A 22117-nucleotide genomic window follows, 5' to 3' on the forward strand; every position below is an offset into this window, starting at 1 on the left:
CCCGAATTTCAGGGTTTGAACGCCCGCACAAACACCCCCACCACCTCCCGCACATGCGCCTCGGCCTCTTCGCCTTCCAGCGGCCCCGCACAGCCCAGCAGCAAGCGATAATCCGGCGCGCCTTTCACCAGGCAGAAGAAGTGCTCCGCCGCCCGCAGCGTGTCGTCAATGCGCAGCAGCCCACGTTCATTCGCCCCGCGCAGCAGCGCTTCCATCCCCGCCAGCACACGCTTGGGCCCGGCCTCGTAGAAATACTCGCCAAAACTCGGGTCCAGGCTGCCCTGAGCCATGATCAGGCGGCTGAGCTTGACCGCTTCGTCACTGCTGATCAGTGCCTGGAAACCACGGGCAATGGTCAGCAGTACCTCTTCTATTGGTACACCTTCGGGGTACTCGAACAACAGGTCAGGCAGCTGGATCTGGCAGGTGGCCATGACCGCCGAGCAGAACAAGGTCTGCTTGTCGGTGAAGTGGCTGTACACGGTGAGCTTTGAAACACCTGCCGCCGCAGCGACCGCATCCATGCTGGTGTTGGCATAGCCAAGGCTAAGGAACAGCGCCTTGGCCGCTTCGAGAATCGCTTCGCGCTTGGCCAGGTCCTTTGGCCGGCCTGGGCCGATGGGTGCGTCGTTGGGCATTGTGGTCTGCATCTGGTTGAAGAGTCGTTCATCTTAACGGGTCAGGCGCCATCCGGCTAAAACCAACCCGCAAAACCTGCTGTTCGCCAGTAGACAGTTGATCGACACTGGTGTCGTCACGCAGGCATTGGACGTGTTGCTTTGTTTTGTAAAGTACTGATTTTTAACGACTAATTTGTTGGCATGAATCGTGTTGATAGAGCAGTAAGGGCACCTTGCAAGGGTGCCGAGCCTATCGAACAGGAGTCCCCATGCCACGTGAAATTCGTTTGAACGCCTTCGAAATGAACTGTGTCGGCCACCAGTCGCCCGGCTTGTGGCGCCACCCCAAGGACCGTGCCTGGCAGTACAAGGACCTGGACTACTGGACCGACCTGGCCAAGCTGCTGGAGCGCGGCAAGTTCGACGGCATCTTCATCGCCGACGTGATCGGCATCTACGATGTGCTGGGCGGCAATGGCGACGCGGCCATCCGCCAGGCGGCCCAGGTGCCGGTGAACGACCCGCTGGCACTGATCACACCCATGGCGCTGGTCACCGAGCACCTCGGCTTCGGCCTGACGGCCTCGCTTACCTTCGAGCACCCGTACCCGTTCGCCCGTCGGCTATCGACCCTCGACCACCTGACCAAGGGCCGCATCGGCTGGAACATCGTCACCTCCTACCTCGACAGCGGTGCGCGCAACCTGGGGCAAAAGGCGCTGAGTGACCATGACGCCCGTTACGACTACGCCGACGAGTACCTGGAGGTGCTGTACAAGCTGTTCGAAGGCAGCTGGGAAGACGGTGCGGTGGTGCGCGACCGCGAAACCGGGCTGTTCACCGACCCGCGCAAAGTCCACGAGATCCGCCATCAGGGCAAACACTTCCAGGTCCCGGGCATCCACCTGAGCGAACCGTCGCCGCAGCGCACACCGGTGTTGTACCAGGCCGGAGCGTCCAGCCGTGGCAAGCACTTCGCCGCTGGCCATGCCGAATGCGTGTTTGTCGCCGCGCCGTCCAAGGTCATTCTGAAAAAGACCGTGGCCGATATTCGCCGCCGCGCCGCCGAAGCCGGGCGCGACCCGCGCAAGGTGCTGATCTTCAACATGCAGACAGTGATCGTCGACGATACCGATGCCAAGGCCCAGGCCAAATGGCAGGAGCTGAAAAGCTACGCCAGCTATGAAGGCGCCCTGGCGCTGATTTCCGGCTGGACCGGCATCGACTTCAGCAAGTACCAGCCCGACCAGGTGCTGGAGCATATCCACACCAATGCCATCCAGTCGGCTGTCGAGGCGTTTTCCACCGCCGACCCGAACAAGCGCTGGACCGTGCAGGAGCTGGCCGACTGGGTCGGCATCGGCGGCTTTGGCCCCCTGATCGTCGGCAGTGCGCAGACCGTAGCGGACGAGTTGCAGGCCTGGGTTGAAGAAACCGATGTCGACGGCTTCAACCTGACCTATGCCCTGGCCCACGAAACCTTCCGCGATGTGGTCGAGCTGCTGGTGCCCGAACTGCAGCAACGGGGGGCCTACAAGACCGAATACCGCCCCGGCACCCTGCGCGAGAAGCTGTTCGGTGACGGCCCACGGCTGCCGGCCACGCACCCGGCTGCCGGTTACCGCGACCTGAGCCGCCAACCCACCCCGGCCAGCATTACCGAGCCGGCCTGAGCCGACAGGGAGCCACGCGATGAATGTGCATGAATTTACCCCGCCGCAGGCTGATGCCGTGGCCGACAGCCACTTGCAGGCCCTGCAGCGCTGGGCCCGGGAGCGCCCAACCCGGGTCGCCCTGCGCCATCGGCGCCTGGGCGTGTGGAAGGCCTGGCGCTGGATCGACGTACAGCGAGAGGTCGAACGCCTGGCCGATGGTTTGAGCCAGCAGGGTTTTGTGGCAGGCGCGCGGCTTGCCTTGAGCGGTGCCTACGAGCCCAGCCTGGTGTTGCTTGCGTTGGCCGCACGGCGCCTGAATGGCCATACCCTGCTGATCCCCGCCAACAGCCGTGGTGAAGACTTGCAACGCCAGCTGCGCCTGGCCCACCCGGGGTTCGCCTTTGTCCAGCGCCGCGAACAAGTGGCGCAATGGCTACAAACGGGGTTGCACGGCCAATGGCCGCTGCAGTTGTTTGTGCCGCAAGCCGACGCCGTGCTCACAGGCCAATGGCAGGTTCAGCCGCTGTCGGCGCTGTTTGTCGGTGCTGCACCTGCAGCGCAGCGTTTGGGGTGGGCACAGGTCACCCGGGACGAGGTGCTCTGGGTCGATGAAGGCAGTGAATGGCGCGAAGGCCTGACACACCTGCTCGACCGCTGGCTGGAGCGGGGTGAAGGCCTGGCGTTTCCGGAAACGGCCGAGTCGGCCAGCCGCGATCGCCGCGAAATCGCCCCGACGGCGTTGCTGCTGTCTGCTGAACGGGTGCAGGCACTGGCCGATGAAATAGAGGCACGGCTGCCGCCTGCTGGCAGTTGGCAACGGCGGCTGTGCGACTGGGTGCAGCAAGATCCGCAACGCGGCTTGCGGCGCTGGCTGAAAACCCGCGTGCGGCAATTGCTCGGCTTCCAGCGCCTGCAACGCATCGATGTGCCCAGCGCCCCTGTTGCCTCGGGCACGGCGCGGCCGGCCTGGCTGCGTGATTACCTGGAGCGTGCGGCATGAGCGCCTTGCTGGAGGTGCGCAACGTGTCGCTGTCGTTCAAGGGCGTCAAGGCAATATCAGACCTGTCATTCAGTGTAAGGCGTGGGGAGATCTGCGCCCTCATCGGGCCCAATGGCGCGGGCAAAAGCTCGCTGCTGAACATCCTCAACGGCGTCTATCGCGCTGATGCCGGCCAGCTGTTTTTCGCCGAACAGCCGCTGCGCCGCCCGCACCCGCTGACCGCCGCACGGCTGGGCATTGGCCGCACGTTCCAGAACAACGCGTTGTTCAAGAAGATGAGCGTGCTCGACAACCTGCTGACCGGGCTGTCGCGTTTTCAGCGCAGTTTCTTCCTGGAGCAGGCGCTGGGGTTGCCGCGTGCCCGCCGCGAGGCGCGGGCGTTTGCCGAACGCGCCGAGCAGGTGCTGGAGTTTCTGGAATTGCAGGCCTGGCGCGAGGTGGCCGTTGGCAGCCTGCCCTATGGCCTGCAGAAACGCGTGGAGCTGGGCCGTGCGCTGATCGCCCATCCGACGCTCTTGCTGCTCGACGAACCGATGGCCGGCATGAACACCGAAGAGAAGCAGGAAATGAGCCGCTTCATCGCCGATATCAATCTTGACCTTGGCACCACGGTGATCCTGATCGAGCACGACATTCAAGTGGTGATGGGCCTGTCCAGCCATGTGGTGGTGCTGGATTACGGGCGCAAGGTGGGGGATGGCTCGCCCGCCGACGTGCAGGCCAACCCCGATGTAATCGCCGCGTACCTGGGGGCCGCACACTGATGAACTTCTTCCTCGAAACCCTGATCGGCGGCCTGCTCGCCGGCACCATGTATTCGCTGGTGGCGATCGGCTTCGTGCTGATTTACAAGGCCAGCGGCGTGTTCAACTTTGCCCAGGGCGCCATGCTGCTGTTTGCTGCACTGACCTTCGTCAGCCTGCACCAGCAAGGCCTGCCGTTTGCCGTGGCGCTGGCCATTACCGTGGTGGTGATGATCATCGGCGCACTGCTGATCGAACGGCTGGTGCTGCGGCCACTGGTCAACCGCTCACAGATCACCTTGTTCATGGCCACGCTGGGCCTGTCGTTCATCATCGAAGGGTTGGCCCAAGGGCTGATGGGGGCTCAGGTGCGCGCGCTGGACCTGGGCATCGAAGACGTGCCGCTGTTCGTCGGCGACATCATGATCAGCCAGTTCGACCTGGTGGCCGCTGGTGTTTCCGCTGCACTGGTAGCGCTGCTGGCCGTGCTGTTCAACCGCACCCGTATCGGCCTGGCCTTGCGCGCGGTGGCCGACGATACCCGTGCGGCGTTATCGCTGGGCATCAACCTCAACCGCATCTGGCAGGTGGTGTGGGCCGTGGCGGGCGTGGTCGGGCTGGTGGCCGGGCTGCTGTGGGGCGCACGCCAAGGTGTGCAGTTCTCATTGTCGCTGGTGGTGCTCAAGGCGCTGCCGGTACTGATCATCGGTGGGTTCACCTCGATTGGCGGGGCGATTGTCGGCGGCCTGATCGTGGGTGCCGCAGAGAACCTGGCCGAAGCCTACATCGGGCCGTTGATCGGCGGTGGCATCACCCCTTGGTTCGCCTACTTCCTGGCGCTGATCTTCCTTTACATCCGCCCGGCCGGCCTGTTCGGCGACCGAGCCATCGAACGGGTATGACCGCATGACCACGACTGCCGCGCGCCTGACAGCGCGCTTCGACGATGCACCGCTGACCCTGGTGGCACGCCACCGCCCGTTGGGCCTGGCCCTGTTGCTGCTGGTGGCCTTTGTCGTGCTGCCCTGGTTGGGCAGCGACTACTGGCTGAATGCGATTCTCATCCCGTTCCTGGTGCTGTCGCTGGCCGGCCTTGGCCTGAACCTGCTGACCGGCTACACCGGGCAGACCTCGGTGGGGGCGGCGGGCTTCATGGCGGTGGGGGCCTTTGCCACCTACGGCTTGCTGCTGCGTGTGCCGGGGCTGCCATTGCCGCTGGCGCTGCTGGGCGGCGGCCTGATCGCCGGGGTGGTAGGGCTGGTGTTCGGCCTGCCCAGTTCGCGCATCAAGGGTTTCTACCTGATGGTCACCACCCTGGCCGCGCAGTTCTTCCTGGAGTGGGTGTTCGCCAAGTTCCCGTGGTTCTACAACTACGCCTCGTCCGGCACCATCAGCGCACCGCGCCTGGAACTGTTCGGGCATAACCTGGCCACGCCAGCAGGGCGCTACCTGCTGACCCTCAGTTGCGTGGTGGTACTGACCTGGGTGGCGGTCAACCTGGTGCGTAGCCAGGTGGGCCGTAACTGGATGGCGATCCGCGACATGGACACCGCCGCCGCTGTCATCGGCATCCAGGTGGAGCGCTACAAGCGCCTGGCCTTTGCCGTCAGCGCGTTCTACCTGGGCATTGCCGGGGCGTTGTGGGCCTTTGCCTACCTGGGCACGGCCAGCGCCGGCAGCTTCGACATCAACCGCTCATTCCAGATCCTGTTCATCATCATTATCGGCGGCATGGGCAGCATTGCCGGCAACTTCATTGGCGCGGCCTTCATCAGCCTTACGCCGATCTTGCTCAGCCATGCCGGGCAGTGGCTGTTCAACGGCCATGTCGATGCCGGGCAATTGCAGAACCTGCAGAAAATCCTGTTCGGCAGCCTGATCATCTGGTTCCTGATCAAGGAGCCCGAGGGTCTGGTGCGCCTGCTGGGCAACCTGCGTGAACGCATTCGCGTCTGGCCGCTGCGCTTCTGAGCGATCCCACACCCATCGACAGCACCTTGACCCGGCCACGGGAGAGGGGGTTCACAACCCTTCACCTAAAAGTATCGACCATGCGAAAAACCATCACTCACGTACCTTTCAAACGTCACGCCGCTGCCCTGGGGCTTGCTCTGGGCCTTGCCTCGGCCTGGCAGCCGGTGGCCCAGGCCGCCAGCAACGAACAGTTCTTCCCGTTGGCCACCTACCGGGTTGGCGCTTACGCCTCCAGTGGCATTCCGGTATGGGCCGGGATGATCGACTACCTGCGCTACATCAACGAGGTCGAAGGCGGTATCAACGGCGTAAAGCTGGTCTGGCAGGAATGCGAAACCGAATGGACGGCCGAGAAGGGCATCGAATGCTATGAGCGCTTAAAGAATGGCCTGAACGGTGCGCCGGTGGCGTTGTATCAGCCTAACGGCGCACCGGCAGCCTACGCCCTGGCGGAAAAGGCCGAGGCCGACAAGATTCCGCTGATCACCCTGGGCTATGGCCGCACCGAAGCCACCGACGGCCGGGTGTTTCCCTACAACTTCCCGGTGATGCTGACGTTCTACAGCGAGGCCTCGGCGTTCATCAACTACGTGGCCGAGCGCGAAGGCGGGCTGGACAAGCTCAAGGGTAAAAAGATTGCCACTGTCTACCACGACTCCGCCTATGGCCGCGAAACCCAAGGGCCAATGGCACTGCTGGCGCAGAAATACGGCTTCGAGAACATCCAGATACCGGTGGCCGACCCGGGCAACGAACAGGCCGGCCAATGGCGCCAGGTGCGCCAGCAGAAGCCGGACTGGGTGTTCTTGCGTACCTGGGGTGTGTCCACGCCGGTAGCGATCAAGACGGCGGCACGTTTCGGCTTCCCGGTAGACCGCATCGTCGGCGACATCTGGGCCAGCTCCAACGAAGACGTGCTGCCGGCGGGCGAGGCTGGCAAGGGTTACCTGGCATTGACGCCCTATCCCGGCGGCGCCGATTTCGACATTCACCAGCGTATCCGCAAGTACATCGTCGACACCGGCAAGAGCGACCTCAAAGACCCGAAAAGCTTCGGCAGCGTGTACTACAACTCTGGCCTGGTGAACGCGGCCATCGCCGTCGAGGCCATCCGCACCGGGCAGAAGAAGTTCGGCAGCCGCCCACTGACTGGTGAGGAAGGGCGCTGGGGCCTGGAGCACCTGGACCTGGGCGATGCCCGTCTGAAGGAAATCGGCTTCCTTGGCCTGATGCAGCCGCTGAAGCTGTCGTGCAGCGACCATGAAGGGGGGGGCGCGGCCAAGGTGCAGCAATGGGATGGCCAGAAGTGGACGCTGGTGACCGATTGGGTACAGGCCGACCGCGCCACCCTGCGCCCGCTGATCGATGCCAAGGCAGGCGAGTTTGCCCGTGAGAAAGGTGTTACCCCCCGCGAATGCGCCAAAGACGAGGCCACCCCATGACCCACAGCCCGCTTGCTGCCGAGCATGCCCACCCGCTGTTGGGCGTGCAGGATATCGAAGTGATCTACGACGGCGCGATCCTGGCCGTGGCCGGGGTTTCCCTGCGGGTCGGGCAGGGCGACATCGTCGCCTTGCTGGGTGCCAATGGCGCAGGCAAGAGCACCACGCTCAAGGCCATTTCCGGGTTGCTGCAAGCCGACCGTGCGCGGGTCAGCCGTGGCCACATCCTCTTCCAGGGCCAGGACACCGCCGGCATCGCTGCCAACCGCCTGGCGGCCCAAGGCATTGTGCATGTGCTGGAGGGGCGGCACGTGTTTGCTCACCTCACGATCGAGGAAAACCTGCGTACCGGGGGCTTTCTGCGCAAGCCGGCACGGCGCGAACTGGAACAGGCGCTGGAGCGCATCTATGCCTGGTTCCCGCGTTTGAAAACCAAGCGCAAGACCCAGGCCGGGCTGACCTCGGGTGGCGAGCAGCAGATGCTGGCCATCGGCCGTGCGCTGATGACCCAGCCACGGCTGGTGCTGCTGGACGAGCCCTCGATGGGGCTGGCGCCGATCATCGTCGAAGAAATTTTCGACATCGTCGCCCAGCTCAATGCCAAGGAAGGCATGAGTTTTCTGGTGGCCGAACAGAACATCAACGTTGCCCTGCGCCATGCCGACTATGCCTACATCCTGGAGAACGGCCGGGTGGCGGGTCAGGGGGCTGCTACGGAGTTGGCTGCGCGCGAAGACCTGCGGCATTTCTACCTGGGGGGGCAACTGAAAGGGTAATGCCGGTGGTTTATCGGCGCCTGTGCGATCGAGCGCCGCCCGCGCGGCGCATCGCGAGCTGCGCTCGCTCCTACGTTTGTTTCCGACCAGTAACGCCTGTGGCTGGCGTGCGCGACCGCTTGGTTAATACGACGCGATATCGCGCCATGCGCCAAGGCGTACGCGCACAAATCCCACAGGAATAACTGGCCCGAAACAAACGTAGGAGCGAGCGCAGCTCGCGATGCGCCGTGCGGGCGGCGCTCGATATCCGGCTCACCACAAAACTCCCCGCCCCGGCGGGGTTATCCAACTCATAAGGACGTTCTGCCATGCGCTCGCGCAACTACCCATCCGTCACCCTCGCCCTGGCCATCGGCTTGACCACGCCGGCATTCGCCGAAGACGAAGGTTTTCTCGGCGGCACTCAACTGCAAATCATCAACCGCAACTATTACTTCAGCCAGGACTACCGCAACGGCGATTTCACCCGTAACCCCAACACCGGCGAACGCCAGAGCCAGCACCGCGAATGGGGCCACGGCATCATCGCCAACCTGCAGTCGGGGTTCACCCAGGGCACGGTCGGCCTTGGCCTGGACGTGCAAGGCCTGGTCGGGCTGAAGCTGGACGGTGGCAATGGCACGGTGGGCAATGGTGTAGGGGGGCCGGGCATAGTCTCGCGCTCGGGCAGCAACTTCGATGGCGAGCCCAAGGATGCCTATGGCAAGGTCGGCGTAGCGCTGAAGGCGCGCGTGCGGGACACCGAACTGCGCTACGGCGATGTCAGCCCGACCAGCCCGGTGCTGCATGCCAGTGACATCCGCCTGCTGCCGCAGACCCTGCGCGGTTTCATGTTCAATGACCACTCACTGCAAGGCCTGAGCCTGCAGGGCGGCAAGCTGGAGTCCAGCAGCGACCGCAACGCCAGCAACCACCGTGGCGACCTTGGCACCGTGTACGCCGGGCGGCTGAAGGGCGCCAATGACGTGGTGTACCTGGGTGGCGACTACCGCTTCAACGACCAGCTGAACCTGCGCCTGCACGCCAGCCGGCTGGACGATGTGTGGAACCAACAGTTCTTCAACGTTGACTACGTACAGCCGCTGGTCGACAGCCTGACCCTGAAAACAGGCCTGGATTACTACCGCACCCGCGACAGCGGCCAGGCGCTGGCCGGCAAGATCGACAACGACTCATGGAGCGTGCATGCCGGGGTCAACGCAGGCGGGCATGGCTTCAAGCTGTCGTATACGCGCATCGACGGCGACACGCCGTTCGACTATGTGTGGAACACCTACGACATCCAGCTGGACGAGGCATCGCAGGTGTCCGACTTCAACAACCCCAATGAACGGGCCTGGGAAGCGCGCTACGACTACAACTTTGCTGTGCTCGGGCTGCCTGGCCTGTCGCTTACCGCCCGCTATGTGCGTGGCAGCGATATCGATGGTACCCGCGCAGGCGGCGCCTACAGCTACTACAACGGCATCGAGGATGGTCGCCACTGGGAGCGCAACCTGTGGGTGCGCTACGTGGTGCAGGGCGGGCCGGCCAGGAACCTGTCGTTCAACGTGATGCAAGCCACCCATCGGGTAGGCGGCGGCCATACCGCCGAGGCCAACGTCGACGAGTTGCGGGTGATCGTCGAGTACCCGCTGGACATCAGCCTTTGAGTGGCCCCGGCGAACTGTTTGCGGGGCAACAGACAATCTGCAGTTTGTCGGCCTCGGGGCTTTTCGAATGTCAGGATAATTCGCCTAACTATCTGAATTAAAAGAATTTTTAAGGTTGGCACAGGTTCTGCTCAACAACTGTGGAACCTGTTACGCATGGAGCAGCACATGACGACCTTTTCACCCGCATCCAGCCTGCCTGGGCAGGCCCGTTCGGCGCCACGGCGCGCCGCCCATGTCATCCGCAGCGATGCCGAAGCCATCGAAGTCGCGCAGCGCCTGGCCGAGGAATTTGCCCAGGAAGCTGCCCTTCGCGACCGTGAGCGGCGCTTGCCGTGGGATGAGCTTGACCGCTTTTCCGACAGCGGCCTTTGGGCAATCACCGTGCCCAAGGAGTACGGTGGCGCGGGCGTGTCCTACGCCACGCTCAGCGAAGTGATTGCAACCATTTCGGCGGCCGATTCGTCCCTCGGCCAGCTGCCGCAAAACCACTTTGGTGTACTCAGCAACCTGCGCCTGACCGGCAGCGAAACGCAGAAGCGTGACTACTTCGCCAAGGTGCTGCAGGGCTACCGCTTCGGCAATGCGTTTTCTGAGTCGCGTGGCCAGTATGTGACCACCTTCCAGACGCAAATCCGCTTCAACGGCGACAGCGCCGTGGTCGACGGCGAGAAGGCGTACTGCACCGGCGCCTTGTTTGCCCATATCGTTCCTGTTGCTGGCGTTGATGAAGAAGGGCGGCCGCATATCGCCTTTGTCCCGCGTGATGCCGCAGGCCTCACCGTGATCGACAGTTGGGACGGCTTTGGCCAGCGCATTACCGCCAGTGGCCAGGTGCGCCTCGATGGCGTGCGGGTTCCGGCGGGCGATGTGATACCGGCCTGGAAGGCCTACGACCAGCCCACCGCCGATGGCCCGATCTCGCAGATCATCCAGGCCGCTGTGGACACCGGTATCGCCCGTGGCGCTTTCGCCGCGACCTTGCAGGTGGCCCGCCAGGCAAGGCCATGGGCCGACAGTGGCCTGCAGCATGGCTGGCAGGACCCGTTGAGCCAGGCGCTGATCGGCGAACTGGCCTGGCGCCTGCAGGCAGCCGAAGCCATCTTGCGTCGTGCGGCGCAGGCCGTGGACCTGGCGGTTGCCCAGCCTGACGAAGCGCACGTGGCGCAAGCCTCGGTGATAGTCGGCCAGGCCAAGGTGCTGTCAACGGCCATTTCGCTGGAGGCTTCCAGCCGCCTGCTGGAACTGGGTGGTACGCGCAGTGTTTCGGCCAGCCGGGGGCTGGACCGCTTCTGGCGCAATGCCCGCACGCACACCCTGCATGACCCGGTGCGCTGGAAGTACCACTTGGTCGGTAACCAGTTGCTTAACGGCATCAAGCCGCAACGTCACGCCTGGAACTGAGGAGGCGCACATGTCCAATACACATTCCCACGGCCGGAACGATCTGGTCTATGCCCGTCAGGTGGAAGCGGCCCTGCTTGAGTTCTTGCGTGACCGCGATGCCCGCCACGAAACCCTGGTGATTGCCACGGTGGGTGAGGTGCGCATTGCAATTGATGCGGCCGATGCATTGCTGGAGCGGGCCGATGATTCGCAGGCATCGGCAATTGCGTTTCGCCTGGCGGCTGCCGAGGGCGCTCGGCTTGCTGGCGAGGCGTATTTCGAGTTGGCCGGTCGCAGCGTGGCGCGGCCAGAGGTGAGCGGTGGTGAGCCTGTGCTGGCAACCCAACGGCGGTTGTTGGGGGATCACTACCTCAACGGTGCGGCGTTGGCCGATGGCCTGGAGTAAACGCTGATATTGTCGGGGCTGCAAAGCAGCCCCAATCCGGCCATTCAGGACTGCTTGGCCCCCCCACCAATCTGCCACACATACGGCGGTTCAGTACCGTTCACATGCCAGTCGCCGACAATGCGCTCCTTGTAGATTACCGGGTTGTGCGAAGCCGCCGTGCGGGCGTTGCGCCAGTGGCGGTCGAGCTGGCGGCTGGTGCTGGTGGTGGACGCACCCAAGGCATTGAACAGGTCGCTGGTGGCGCGCAGTACCAGGTCGATGGCTGCCACCTGAGCCTGGGCCGACTCCAGTTCGGCCAGCACATTGGCCTGCTGCTCTGCGGCCGGGTCATTGGCAAAACGTGCCAGGTAAGCCTGTTGGCTAGCCTCGGCGGCGCGCAAGGTCGCGGCTTCGGCGGCATACACCTGGCCCGAGGCCTTGCCGATCACTTGCAATACCTGTGGGTCCTCACTGACTGCCGCGCCGTTGCCATGGCTGAACACCCGGGTGCGCTTGCGAGTCTCGTGGCTGAAGTCGCGCACGGCGGCACGCCCGGAACCGGTGATCACCGCCAGCAGCACCAGCTGGTAGAACGCGGTCTGGTATTTGAAGCGGGTGGCGAAGTCGATGATGTTCTCTTCCTCGACCACGGCATTTTCGAACACCGAGGTACCGCTGCCGGTGGTGCGCTGTCCGAATCCGTCCCAATCGTCGCTCTGGCGGATGCCGGGTTGTCGGGTGCGAATGGCGGCGATCACGTCGGCCCCGGTGTCGTCGCGGCGGGCGAACAGGTCGATCCAGTCGGAGAAAAGGCTGCCGGTGCTGTAGTACTTGGTGCCGTTGACCACCCACTGTTCGCCCTGACGCGAGACGCGGGTGATGACATCGCCAATCTTCACCGCGCCTATCTCGGTCCAGGCGCAGCCCACCAGGTCACCCGCAACGAAGCGCTTGAACCACACATTTTGTGGCGCGCTGGCATGGGCGTTGAGGCGGTCCTCGACGAAGGCGAAATGGCCGCGCAGGGCCTGGGGCACGTTGGAGTCGGCTTCGGCCAGTTCGATCAACAACTGGAACAGCTGTGGCAACGAAGCGCCGCCACCGCCGTGCTCGACCGGTACGCGCACGGCACCAAAGCCGGCCTCCTTCAGCCAGCGGATCGGGTCGTGGGGCAGGGTGCGGTTGCGTTCGCGTTCCACGCTGCTTTCGGCAATGCGCGTGAAGATGGGCCTGAAGCGTGCCGCGAGCGTGGCGTAGTCGGCGCCGTTGGCGGGGACGGGCAGGTGTTGTTCGAGGGCAGTCATCGGAGTACTCCAAGTACATGAAGGAGGGGGTGTACCTTTGATTGCACAGGTCGTGCCGGTTGGTGGAACGCCCGTGATACGGGGCTTTCGGCGTATACAAAGGATTTCTGGCTGTGGCGGGGCGGGGCAAGTTGTTGATTGGCTGTGGGCTGTGCAACAGCTGGCGGCCGTTGAAAATCCGTCTGGATTTCTTTGTAACGCCAGCTTCCCGGCACCGACTGCCTGATTTAATATACTTGCCAGTATAAATATTCGATGTGCACCTCTGCGAAAGGATTCATCATGTTGCGCCATGCCTTGTCCATCGCTCTGCCCGCCGTTGCCGTGCTGTTACTGGCGGCGTGCGGTCAGGAAGCCACACCACCTGCAGCGCCGCGCCCGGCGCTGGTGGTGCAGCCGCAGCCGGCTGAAGCCGCTGCCGACAGTTACCCCGGTGAAGTGCGTGCGCGCTTCGAGCCGGAGCTGGCTTTCCGCATTGGCGGCAAGGTCAGCAAACGTCTGGTCGAGGAAGGGCAGCGGGTCAAGGCCGACCAGCCGCTGGCTGAACTGGACCCGCAGGACGTGCGCCTGCAACTGGAAGCCAACCGCGCCCAACTGGCAGCCGCCGAGGCCAACCTGGCACTGGTGCGCGCCGAGCGCGACCGCTACCAGAAACTGCTGGACCGGCAGATGGTCAGCCATTCCCAGTTCGATAACGCTGAAAACCTCTACCGTGCCGGCCTCGCCCGCTTGAAGCAGGCCAAGGCCGAATTCGATGTGGCCGGCAACCAGGCCGAATATGCCGTGCTGCGTGCCCCACAGGCCGGGGTGATCGCCAAGCGCCAGGTTGAAGTGGGCCAGGTGGTCGCCGCCGGGCAGACCGTGTTCACCCTGGCCGCCGATGGCGAACGGGAAGTGGCTATCGGCCTGCCAGAGCAGCAGTTCGCCCGCTTTGCCGTGGGCGAGCCGGTGAGTGTGGAGCTGTGGTCGCACCCACGGGAGCGCTTCCAGGGCCGTATCCGCGAGTTGTCGCCGGCCGCCGACCCGCGTTCGCGCACTTTCGCGGCGCGCATCGCTTTTACTTCGGCGGCTGCACCGGCCGAACTGGGCCAGAGCGCCCGGGTGTTCATCGCTCATGATGGGCTGATTCCGTTGGCAGTGCCGTTGTCGGCGGTGACGGCCGAAAACGGGGAGGCCTATGTCTGGCGGGTTACCAAGGACAGCCGCTTGGAGCGGGCCGTGGTGCGCCTTGGCGCCTATGGCAGCGACAGCGTGCCAGTGCTCGAAGGCCTTGCCCCGGGCGACTGGGTGGTCGCCGCCGGCGGTCATGTGCTGCGCGAGGGCCAGGAGGTTCGCCCTGTGGACCGCAGCAACCGTGTAGTGAACCTGACGGCCAAGGAGTAAGTCCCGATGGGTTTCAACCTTTCTGCATGGGCGCTGCGCAACCGCCAGATCGTCCTGTTCCTGATGATCCTGCTGGCGGCCATTGGCGCCATGTCCTACACCAAGCTGGGCCAGAGCGAAGACCCGCCGTTCACTTTCAAGGCCATGGTCATCCGTACCCTGTGGCACGGTGCCAGCGCCGAGGAAGTGTCGCGCCAGGTTACCGAGCGCATCGAGAAGAAGCTGATGGAAACCGGCGAGTACGAGAGGATCGTCTCGTTTTCACGCCCCGGCGAATCGCAGGTCACCTTCATGGCCCGCGACTCGCTGCATTCCAAGGACATCCCCGAGCTGTGGTACCAGATCCGCAAGAAGGTCGCGGACATCCGTCACACCTTGCCACCGGAAATCCAGGGCCCGTTCTTCAACGACGAGTTCGGCACCACCTTCGGTAACATCTATGCGCTGACCGGTGAGGGCTTCGACTACGCGGTGCTCAAGGATTACGCCGATCGCATCCAGATCCAGCTGCAGCGGGTCAAGGATGTGGGCAAGGTCGAGCTGGTCGGCCTGCAGGATGAGAAAATCTGGATCGAGCTGTCCAACCTCAAGCTGGCCACCCTTGGCGTGCCACTGCAGGCGGTGCAACAGGCCCTGCAGGAGCAGAACGCGGTGAGCACCGCCGGCTTCTTCGAAACACCCAGCGAGCGCCTGCAACTGCGGGTGAGCGGGCGCTTCGACAGTGTCGAGCAGATTCGCCAGTTCCCCATCCGCGTGGGTGACCGCACCTTCCGCATCGGCGATGTCGCCGAAGTGCACCGCGGCTTCAACGATCCGCCCGCGCCGCGCATGCGCTTCATGGGTGAGGATGCCATTGGCCTGGCCGTGTCGATGAAGGACGGCGGCGACATTCTGGTGCTGGGCAAGGCCTTGGAAGGCGAATTCGAGCGCCTGGCGCGCAGCCTGCCGGCCGGCATGGAGCTGCGCAAGGTGTCGGACCAGCCAGCGGCGGTCAAGGCCGGCGTGGGTGAGTTCGTGCAGGTGCTGGTCGAGGCCCTGGTCATCGTGCTGCTGGTGAGCTTCTTCTCGCTGGGCCTGCGCACCGGCCTGGTGGTGGCGCTGGCCATCCCGCTGGTGCTGGCCATGACCTTCGCCGCCATGCATTACTTCGGCATCGGCCTGCACAAGATCTCCCTCGGCGCTTTGGTGCTGGCGCTGGGCTTGCTGGTGGACGATGCGATCATTGCGGTAGAGATGATGGCGATCAAGATGGAGCAGGGCTACGACCGCCTCAAGGCGGCCAGCTATGCCTGGAGCAGTACTGCCTTCCCGATGCTCACCGGCACCCTGATTACCGCAGCGGGCTTCCTGCCCATCGCCACGGCTGCGTCCAGCACCGGCGAATACACCCGCTCGATCTTCCAGGTGGTGACCATCGCCCTGCTGACTTCATGGGTGGCGGCGGTGGTGTTCGTGCCTTACCTGGGCGAGCGCCTGCTTCCAGATCTGGCCAAGTTGCATGCCGCACGCCACGGCAAGGACGGCCACGCGCCAGACCCTTACACCACGCCGTTCTACCAGCGTGTGCGGCGAGTGGTGGAGTGGTGCGTGCGGCGGCGCAAGACCGTGATTCTGCTGACCATCGCCGCCTTTGTCGGCAGCATCCTGCTGTTCCGTTTTGTGCCCCAGCAGTTCTTCCCGGCCTCCGGGCGCCCGGAACTGATGGTTGACCTGAAGCTGGCTGAAGGGGCCTCGCTGACCAATACCGCCGAGCGGGTCAAACAGTTGGAGGCGCTGCTCAAGCAGCAGGACGGTATCGACAACTACGTGGCCTATGTAGGCACTGGCTCGCCACGCTTCTACCTGCCGCTGGACCAGCAGTTGCCGGCCGCCAGCTTTGCCCAGTTCGTGGTGCTGGCCAAGTCGATGGAAGACCGCGAGCGCCTGCGCAGCTGGTTGATCAGCACCGTGGACCAGCAATTCCCCGACCTGCGCGCCCGCGTTACGCGCCTGGAAAACGGCCCGCCCGTGGGCTACCCGGTGCAGTTCCGGGTGACCGGCGAACACATCGAGAAGGCCCGCGCGCTGGCGCGTGAAGTGGCTGACAAGGTGCGGGAGAACCCGCATGTGGTCAACGTGCACCTGGACTGGGAAGAACCGAGCAAGGCGGTGTTCCTGGAGATTGACCAGGACCGCGCCCGTGCCCTGGGCGTGAGCACCGCGCAATTGTCCAGCTTCCTGCAAAGCTCGCTAACCGGTACTACGGTCAGCCAGTACCGCGAAGACAACGAACTGATCGAGATTCTGCTGCGCGGTACACAACAGGAACGCGGCGAACTGGGCAACCTCGGTAGCCTGGCATTGCCCACCGATAACGGCCAGAGCGTGGCGCTGTCGCAGGTAGCCACCCTGGAATACGGCTTCGAGGAGGGCATTATCTGGCACCGCAACCGCTTGCCGACCGTGACCGTGCGTGCCGATATCTACGACAAGGAGCAACCGGCCACGCTGGTGAAGCAGATCGAGCCTACCCTGCGTGACATCCGCGCCAAGCTGCCGGATGGCTACCTGCTGGAGGTCGGCGGCACGGTAGAGGACTCCGAGCGCGGTCAGAAGTCGGTCAACGCCGGCATGCCGCTGTTCGTGGTGGTGGTGCTGAGTTTGCTGATGATCCAGCTGCGCAGCTTCTCGCGCACGGTGATGGTGTTCCTCACCGCGCCGCTTGGGCTGATTGGCGTCACCCTGTTCCTGCTGGTGTTCCGCCAGCCGTTCGGCTTTGTCGCCATGCTCGGCACCATTGCCCTGGCGGGGATGATCATGCGCAACTCGGTGATTCTGGTGGACCAGATCGAGCAGGACATCGCAGCGGGCATGGAGCGCTGGCAGGCAATCATCGAAGCCACGGTGCGGCGCTTCCGCCCGATTGTGCTGACCGCGCTGGCGGCGGTGCTGGCGATGATTCCGTTGTCACGTAGCGTGTTCTACGGGCCGATGGCGGTGGCGATCATGGGTGGGTTGATCGTGGCCACGGTGTTGACCCTATTGTTCCTGCCGGCGTTGTATGCGGCGTGGTTCAGGGTGAAGAAAACCTGAAGACCGCAGGGGAGGGCTTTGCCCTCCTTTCGCAACACAAGGCCGCTCCTACAGACGATCGCATACCCATGAAGTATCGCGTTCCGGTGTAGGAGCGGCCTTGCGTCGCGAGAGGGCTGCAAAGCAGCCCCCGGGGCTATCACAGGGCGCCGAATACCTTCTTGGCCAGGCTGGTAGCTGCCTGGGCCGGGTTCTGGCGAATGCTCTGCTCCTGCTTGCCGATCATCTCGAACAGGCCATCCAGCGCCTTCTCGGTCACGTAGTTCTCGATGTTGGCGTCATCTTTGACCAGCCCAAGGCCTTTGGCCTGTGCGGCAAAGGCATTGTACTGCTGCGCCACGCCAACCTTGTCGGTAGCTTGCTTCACAATCGGCAGGAACTTGGCGCGGATCTGCTCGCGGCTGCTCTTGTTCAGGTACTGGGTGGCCGAGTCGTCACCGCCGCTGAGGATGCCTTTGGCATCGGTCACGCTCATGTTCTTCACAGCATCCACCAGAATTGCCTGGGCCTGCGGCACGGCAGCTTCGGCGGCCTTGTTCATGCTGGTTTCCAGGGCTTCGACCTGTTCACCTTTGCCGAACATTTTCATTGCCTTGGCGGCTTTGCCCAGGTTGCCCGGCAATTCGATGCGCACGTCCGGGTTGTTGCTGAAACCGCCCGGGGTGCTCAGTTGCTTGACGGCCAGTTGCGCGCCTTGGGTCAGGGCATCTTTCAGGCCGCCGGTGGCGTCTTTCTGGGTCAGGTCACCCAGCGACAGGGCCAGGGCACTGGCCGACAGCAGCAGGCCGGCGCACAGGGTGGTGAAACGCAGGGAGGTGCGGATCATGAAGCTTTCCTTGTAAACAGATAGAGGCGGGTATCAGCGAACCGGGTCGACCTTGATGCGTACAGATTTCGGGTCGCTGCCGTCGAGCGTCACACCATGGTGCTCGGTACTGATAAACAGCAGTTTGCCATCCAGCTCGATGCGCGCACTCACCGAGTAGCGGTGGCCGGGCTTGACTTGCGCAGGGTCGTAGGTGAGGTGGAACGGCAGCGGCACGTTGCCTTTGACCGGGCCGGCCTGGCGGGCCAGGGTCACGGCAGGGGCGTCCATCAGCGAAACATCCTGCAGTTCCACGCTTAGGGTAGCGGCAGGTGGCAGGGCAATACGTTGCAGGTAGAAGACTTCACCGTCCAGGCTGGCCTGGGTGGATGGGGTTTGGCTGGAACAGGCTGCGAGCAGTGATGCGCAACACAGCATAAAGAGTTTTTTCATGGAGTCTCCGGTGTCCTTGGCGTTGGCTTGTGGCCAACCCCAGGGACTTTAGCGGATTTTCCCGGCAGATAAAGCGTTAGAGGGTCGAAGTTTCCAGGCCATCGTCACGGTGCAGGGCCACTTGGCGGATCGACAGGCGTAGCTCCGCAGACAGCACACGCTTGGCCACGCCCTCGGCCAGTTCGCCGAGCTTGTCGTGGTAACCCAGCTTGCCTTGAGCGTCGGCATGCAGCACGCCTTGCTCAAGCAGGGTCTGGATGAAGTGGCGGAACAGCGTTTTGTCGAAGAACTCCGGTGCATTCAGGCCATGCAGGATCGACAGGCGTTGGGCCATCATCACGCACAGGTCCTCCAGCGCCTCGGCGCTGAGGCTGTTCTGCCCGTTGTTGAGCAGCAGCGAAGTGGCCATGTAGAAGCGCTGCAGGGTCTGGGTGATGGTGCGGGCGAGCAGGGTCAGCAACACGAACTGCCGCGAGCTGGGCGCCGGGCGTACATACACCTCGCCGTCCAGACGCAGCAGGCCTTGCTCCACCAGCGCGGCCAGCCACTGGTCGATCACTTCCTCCAGCTGCTCTGGCGTCCAGCGCAAGAACAGTTCGGCCTGCAGGTACGGGTACAGCGCCTGTACATACTGGCCCAGCAATTCGCGGCTCATGCGCGAGCTGCTGAGGAAGAAGCTGGCCAGCAGCGCCGGCAGGGCGAAGATGTGCAGCACGTTGTTGCGGTAGTAGGTCATCAGGACCGCATTGCCTTCATCCAGGTACAGGATGCGGCCCAGGGCGTCCTTCTGTTCGGCCACCAGGTTCATGCTGCGCACATGTTCGATCAGTGCCTGGCCGTCGCCGTCGGGCAGGGTGGTATGGGGCGAGTAAGGCACTTGGCGCAGCAGCGCCAGGTACAGGTCCAGTACGCGGGTCAGGGCACGTTCGTCCAGGGCCATGCGGCTGGTGGACAGCAGCGCCAGGGCCACCAGGTTGACCGGGTTGATGGCAGCCGCCTCGTTCAGATGACGGGCCACGGTTTCACCCAGGCGGGTGGTGGCAGCGTTGAGCCATTCCGGGCGGTACTGCGGGCCATGGTCTTGCTCACGCCAGCCGGGCTGTTGTTCGTCGAGGAAGCCGGCCAGGCGGATCGGCTCGCCGAAGTTGACGTAAACCTGGCCAAAGCGCTGCTTGAGCGCGCCAAACACCTTGAAAATGTCGAACACCGACTCCTTCTTCTTGCTGGCGCCGCGCAGTTCGCCCAGGTAGGTGCGGCCTTCGAGTACGCGCTCGTAGCCGATGTACACCGGCACGAATACGATCGGCGTGCGCGACGAGCGCAGGAAACTGCGTAGGCTAATGGCCAGCATCCCGGTACGTGGTTGCAGCATGCGCCCGGTGCGCGAGCGACCGCCTTCAACAAAGTACTCGACCGGGAAACCCTTGGTGTACAGGGTGTGCAGGTACTCGTTGAACACGGCGGTGTACAGCGGGTTGCCCTTGAACGTGCGGCGCATGAAGAACGCACCGCCACGGCGCAGCAGGTTGCCCACTACCGGCATGTTGAGGTTGATGCCCGCGGCCACGTGCGGCGGGGTGAGGCCGTTGCGGAACAGCAGGTATGACAGCAGCAGGTAGTCGATGTGGCTGCGGTGGCACGGCACGTAGATCACTTCGTGGCCGGGGGCGATGCCCTGCACGTGCTCGATGTGGTTGACCTTGATGCCGTCGTAGATCTTGTTCCAGAACCAGCTCAGCACCACTTCAAGGAAGCGGATGGCGGTGTAGGTGTAGTCCGAGGCGATCTCGTTGCCGTAGCGCAGCGCCTGGGCTTCGGCCTTGGCCAGTGGCAGGTTTTCGCGCTGCGCCTCGTCGACGATGGCCTGGCGCACCTGCGGTGCGTGCACCAGGCCTTTGACCAGGTTGCGCCGGTGCGAGATGTCCGGGCCGATGACCGCCGTCTTGAGGTTGCGAAAATGCACGCGCATCAGGCGTTGGGCCATGCGCACGGTGCGCTCGTGCCCCTTGTTGTGCTGCACCAGTTCGCGCAGGTGGATAGGCGCGGAGAACTGCACCCGGGTCTTGCGCCCCAGAATCAATACGGTCAGCAGCCGGCGCAGGCGCCCGGTAACCGCCCAGCTGTCGGCGAACAGCAGCTTCCACGGGCTGGATTCACTGGCCGGGGTCTGGCCCCAGAACACACTGACGGGAATGATCTGCGCATCTTCCTCGGCATGCTGGGTGACGGCAGCGACCAGGCGCTCAAGCGTTGGTGGCGCGCCGCGTTTGTCCTGGCGGCCCAGCCAGTCCGGGTCGGGGGTGAGGTAGAAGAACCCGGCCGGCTCCTGCAGTGGGCCCACGGCTACCGGCAATACCGGGCGCGGCAGCCCCGCTTTGGTGCATTCGTGGTCGAGCACGGCCAGGTCGGTGAGCGCGGGCGACGGCAGCGCATAGAACACCGGCCGACTGCGGTCGAGGTTGAGGGACATGGACGACTGGTTGATGGTCTCGGAGCGCACCCACAGGTACAACAGGCGACGCAGGCCGCCGAAGATCAGGCGGTGCAGGGGGGAACGGGTCATGGGGTGTGTGCCCTGGGTGTGATGTTCAGGTGAGTATCCAGCTAATTAGTCTGCCGTATCGGCGTAAGTTCAGCAAAAATCGGCCAACTGCGGGACCGTCATCAATTTTTTTTGTTCTGTGTCATATACTCGGCCTGCCACTTGCAGGATATTTCGGCAAGCGGCGTTGGCACGGGGCCGTGAGCTCATGCCTACAAGGCGATCTTCACAATAAAAATCCGGAGTAGTTCAGATGTCGTCTCGTGAGACTGGGAATGTAAAGTGGTTCAACGATGCCAAGGGTTATGGCTTCATTCAGCGCGAAGGTGGAGCGGATGTATTCGTCCACTATCGGGCGATCCGCGGTGAGGGGCATCGTACCCTGGTCGAAGGGCAGCGCGTGGAATACGCCTGCGTGCAGGGCCAGAAAGGCCTGCAAGCCGAAGACGTAGTAGGGCTCTGAGCCTCAAGCTGTAAGCCTCAAGCTGCAAGTGACCGTGTACTTGCAGCCTGATGCGATCCCTCTTGTAGCTTGCTGCTCAAGAAGTACGCCAGGTGATTTCCTCTTCACCGTCGGCGCTGATGCGGACCCAGCGGTCGGCATCTTCTTCCCCGTCTTCCTCCACCCAGCCACCCGGCGCACAGCGCACTTCCACACCCAGTGCGGCGAAGGCGGCGCGGGCACAGGCGACATCATCCGCCCATGGCGTCTGGTCGCTTTCCAGGTACAGGCTGTTCCATTTCCCTACAGCCTTGGGTAACCAGGTGACCGGAATGTTACCGGCCTGGCATTTGAAGGTATGACCTTTCTGCTTCCATTCGCTGCACGGGCCGATTGCCTGGGCGAGCCACTCGGCAATCTGCTTGTGGTCGACGTCGGCGTCCTTCAGGTAGATCTCGATATCAGGTTGGCGCATAA

At 63.7% G+C, this 22117-nt stretch carries 19 protein-coding genes; 13 read left to right on the forward strand and 6 right to left on the reverse strand.

Annotated elements, in window-relative coordinates; all coding sequences use genetic code 11:
• Positions 1-8: 8 nt before the first annotated feature.
• Complete coding sequence (locus ACF8R4_RS09390; protein ID WP_060497355.1) at positions 9-650, reverse strand: TetR/AcrR family transcriptional regulator; 642 nt, start codon at positions 648-650, stop codon at positions 9-11.
• 239 nt (positions 651-889) lie between these two features.
• Here ACF8R4_RS09390 and ACF8R4_RS09395 point away from each other — a divergent pair, with 239 nt between their 5' ends.
• The 10 genes from ACF8R4_RS09395 (at position 890) to ACF8R4_RS09440 (ending at position 11657) form a co-directional block, all read left to right on the forward strand.
• Positions 890-2293, forward strand: coding sequence for an LLM class flavin-dependent oxidoreductase (locus ACF8R4_RS09395; RefSeq protein WP_392492294.1), 1404 nt, complete (start codon positions 890-892; stop codon positions 2291-2293).
• A 19-nt stretch (positions 2294-2312) separates the two neighbouring features.
• A complete protein-coding gene (locus tag ACF8R4_RS09400) occupies positions 2313-3275 on the forward strand; it encodes an AMP-binding protein (protein WP_060497353.1) in 963 nt (320 codons plus the stop codon).
• Positions 3272-4039, forward strand: coding sequence for an ABC transporter ATP-binding protein (locus ACF8R4_RS09405; protein ID WP_392492296.1), 768 nt, complete (start codon positions 3272-3274; stop codon positions 4037-4039). Before ACF8R4_RS09400 ends, ACF8R4_RS09405 begins: the two co-directional genes overlap by 4 nt.
• The gene (locus ACF8R4_RS09410; RefSeq protein ID WP_060497351.1) at positions 4039-4920 is read left to right on the forward strand and encodes a branched-chain amino acid ABC transporter permease; all 882 of its coding nucleotides are present in this window, start codon (positions 4039-4041) and stop codon (positions 4918-4920) included. The genes ACF8R4_RS09405 and ACF8R4_RS09410 overlap by 1 nt, the downstream gene beginning before the upstream one ends.
• Positions 4921-4924: 4 nt before the next feature.
• Entirely contained in the window at positions 4925-5989 is a 1065-nt protein-coding gene (locus ACF8R4_RS09415; protein WP_060497350.1) for a branched-chain amino acid ABC transporter permease, read from the forward strand.
• 80 nt (positions 5990-6069) lie between these two features.
• Positions 6070-7434: an ABC transporter substrate-binding protein gene (locus tag ACF8R4_RS09420; protein WP_392492297.1), complete on the forward strand. Its 1365-nt coding sequence runs from the start codon at positions 6070-6072 to the stop codon at positions 7432-7434.
• Positions 7431-8210, forward strand: a complete 780-nt coding sequence (locus tag ACF8R4_RS09425) for an ABC transporter ATP-binding protein (protein ID WP_060497348.1) — start codon at positions 7431-7433, stop codon at positions 8208-8210. Before ACF8R4_RS09420 ends, ACF8R4_RS09425 begins: the two co-directional genes overlap by 4 nt.
• A 311-nt stretch (positions 8211-8521) precedes the next feature.
• Positions 8522-9865, forward strand: coding sequence for an OprD family porin (locus ACF8R4_RS09430; RefSeq protein WP_392492299.1), 1344 nt, complete (start codon positions 8522-8524; stop codon positions 9863-9865).
• 168 nt (positions 9866-10033) lie between these two features.
• Positions 10034-11269: an SfnB family sulfur acquisition oxidoreductase gene (locus ACF8R4_RS09435; protein ID WP_060497346.1), complete on the forward strand. Its 1236-nt coding sequence runs from the start codon at positions 10034-10036 to the stop codon at positions 11267-11269.
• Between the two features lie 10 nt (positions 11270-11279).
• On the forward strand, positions 11280-11657 hold the full coding sequence (locus ACF8R4_RS09440) for a hypothetical protein (RefSeq protein ID WP_060497345.1): 378 nt from the start codon (positions 11280-11282) through the stop codon (positions 11655-11657).
• A gap of 44 nt (positions 11658-11701) precedes the next feature.
• Here ACF8R4_RS09440 and ACF8R4_RS09445 read toward each other — a convergent pair whose 3' ends face one another.
• A complete protein-coding gene (locus ACF8R4_RS09445) occupies positions 11702-12943 on the reverse strand; it encodes an acyl-CoA dehydrogenase family protein (RefSeq protein WP_060497344.1) in 1242 nt (413 codons plus the stop codon).
• 282 nt (positions 12944-13225) lie between these two features.
• On the opposite strand from ACF8R4_RS09445, the gene ACF8R4_RS09450 reads away from it, so the two are divergent.
• Both ACF8R4_RS09450 and ACF8R4_RS09455 read left to right on the forward strand, forming a co-directional pair.
• Complete coding sequence (locus ACF8R4_RS09450; RefSeq protein WP_060497343.1) at positions 13226-14326, forward strand: efflux RND transporter periplasmic adaptor subunit; 1101 nt, start codon at positions 13226-13228, stop codon at positions 14324-14326.
• Between the two features lie 6 nt (positions 14327-14332).
• Entirely contained in the window at positions 14333-17398 is a 3066-nt protein-coding gene (locus ACF8R4_RS09455) for an efflux RND transporter permease subunit (RefSeq protein WP_060497342.1), read from the forward strand.
• A 139-nt stretch (positions 17399-17537) separates the two neighbouring features.
• Here the strand turns inward: ACF8R4_RS09455 and ACF8R4_RS09460 are convergent, their stop codons facing one another.
• The 3 genes from ACF8R4_RS09460 to plsB all read right to left on the reverse strand — a co-directional run bounded on the left by ACF8R4_RS09460 (position 17538) and on the right by plsB (position 21219).
• A complete protein-coding gene (locus ACF8R4_RS09460; protein WP_060497341.1) occupies positions 17538-18224 on the reverse strand; it encodes a DUF4197 domain-containing protein in 687 nt (228 codons plus the stop codon).
• A gap of 33 nt (positions 18225-18257) precedes the next feature.
• Positions 18258-18656 carry a YbaY family lipoprotein gene (locus ACF8R4_RS09465; protein ID WP_060497340.1) on the reverse strand — a complete coding sequence of 133 codons (399 nt, stop codon included), beginning with the start codon at positions 18654-18656 and terminating at the stop codon, positions 18258-18260.
• Between the two features lie 76 nt (positions 18657-18732).
• Positions 18733-21219: a glycerol-3-phosphate 1-O-acyltransferase PlsB gene (gene plsB, locus ACF8R4_RS09470; protein ID WP_392492301.1), complete on the reverse strand. Its 2487-nt coding sequence runs from the start codon at positions 21217-21219 to the stop codon at positions 18733-18735.
• A 232-nt stretch (positions 21220-21451) separates the two neighbouring features.
• On the opposite strand from plsB, the gene ACF8R4_RS09475 reads away from it, so the two are divergent.
• Positions 21452-21661 carry a cold-shock protein gene (locus tag ACF8R4_RS09475; protein WP_003252255.1) on the forward strand — a complete coding sequence of 70 codons (210 nt, stop codon included), beginning with the start codon at positions 21452-21454 and terminating at the stop codon, positions 21659-21661.
• Positions 21662-21737: 76 nt separating this feature from the next.
• On the opposite strand, the gene ACF8R4_RS09480 is transcribed toward ACF8R4_RS09475, so the two are convergent.
• Entirely contained in the window at positions 21738-22115 is a 378-nt protein-coding gene (locus tag ACF8R4_RS09480; protein ID WP_016712948.1) for a hypothetical protein, read from the reverse strand.
• Positions 22116-22117: the final 2 nt, after the last annotated feature.

Source organism: Pseudomonas sp. FYR_2 (assembly GCF_043106425.1).
Classification (GTDB): Bacteria; Pseudomonadota; Gammaproteobacteria; order Pseudomonadales; family Pseudomonadaceae; genus Aquipseudomonas; species Aquipseudomonas monteilii.

Coding starts and splice junctions, on each gene's coding strand:
- plsB (WP_392492301.1), bottom strand. CDS start 21,219: ATGACCCGTTCCCCCCTGCACCGCCTGATCTTCGGCGGCCTGCGTCGC.
- ACF8R4_RS09400 (WP_060497353.1), top strand. CDS start 2,313: ATGAATGTGCATGAATTTACCCCGCCGCAGGCTGATGCCGTGGCCGAC.
- ACF8R4_RS09455 (WP_060497342.1), top strand. CDS start 14,333: ATGGGTTTCAACCTTTCTGCATGGGCGCTGCGCAACCGCCAGATCGTC.
- ACF8R4_RS09420 (WP_392492297.1), top strand. CDS start 6,070: ATGCGAAAAACCATCACTCACGTACCTTTCAAACGTCACGCCGCTGCC.
- ACF8R4_RS09480 (WP_016712948.1), bottom strand. CDS start 22,115: ATGCGCCAACCTGATATCGAGATCTACCTGAAGGACGCCGACGTCGAC.
- ACF8R4_RS09465 (WP_060497340.1), bottom strand. CDS start 18,656: ATGAAAAAACTCTTTATGCTGTGTTGCGCATCACTGCTCGCAGCCTGT.
- ACF8R4_RS09475 (WP_003252255.1), top strand. CDS start 21,452: ATGTCGTCTCGTGAGACTGGGAATGTAAAGTGGTTCAACGATGCCAAG.
- ACF8R4_RS09425 (WP_060497348.1), top strand. CDS start 7,431: ATGACCCACAGCCCGCTTGCTGCCGAGCATGCCCACCCGCTGTTGGGC.
- ACF8R4_RS09395 (WP_392492294.1), top strand. CDS start 890: ATGCCACGTGAAATTCGTTTGAACGCCTTCGAAATGAACTGTGTCGGC.
- ACF8R4_RS09440 (WP_060497345.1), top strand. CDS start 11,280: ATGTCCAATACACATTCCCACGGCCGGAACGATCTGGTCTATGCCCGT.
- ACF8R4_RS09450 (WP_060497343.1), top strand. CDS start 13,226: ATGTTGCGCCATGCCTTGTCCATCGCTCTGCCCGCCGTTGCCGTGCTG.
- ACF8R4_RS09405 (WP_392492296.1), top strand. CDS start 3,272: ATGAGCGCCTTGCTGGAGGTGCGCAACGTGTCGCTGTCGTTCAAGGGC.
- ACF8R4_RS09410 (WP_060497351.1), top strand. CDS start 4,039: ATGAACTTCTTCCTCGAAACCCTGATCGGCGGCCTGCTCGCCGGCACC.
- ACF8R4_RS09435 (WP_060497346.1), top strand. CDS start 10,034: ATGACGACCTTTTCACCCGCATCCAGCCTGCCTGGGCAGGCCCGTTCG.
- ACF8R4_RS09460 (WP_060497341.1), bottom strand. CDS start 18,224: ATGATCCGCACCTCCCTGCGTTTCACCACCCTGTGCGCCGGCCTGCTG.
- ACF8R4_RS09445 (WP_060497344.1), bottom strand. CDS start 12,943: ATGACTGCCCTCGAACAACACCTGCCCGTCCCCGCCAACGGCGCCGAC.
- ACF8R4_RS09390 (WP_060497355.1), bottom strand. CDS start 650: ATGCAGACCACAATGCCCAACGACGCACCCATCGGCCCAGGCCGGCCA.
- ACF8R4_RS09415 (WP_060497350.1), top strand. CDS start 4,925: ATGACCACGACTGCCGCGCGCCTGACAGCGCGCTTCGACGATGCACCG.
- ACF8R4_RS09430 (WP_392492299.1), top strand. CDS start 8,522: ATGCGCTCGCGCAACTACCCATCCGTCACCCTCGCCCTGGCCATCGGC.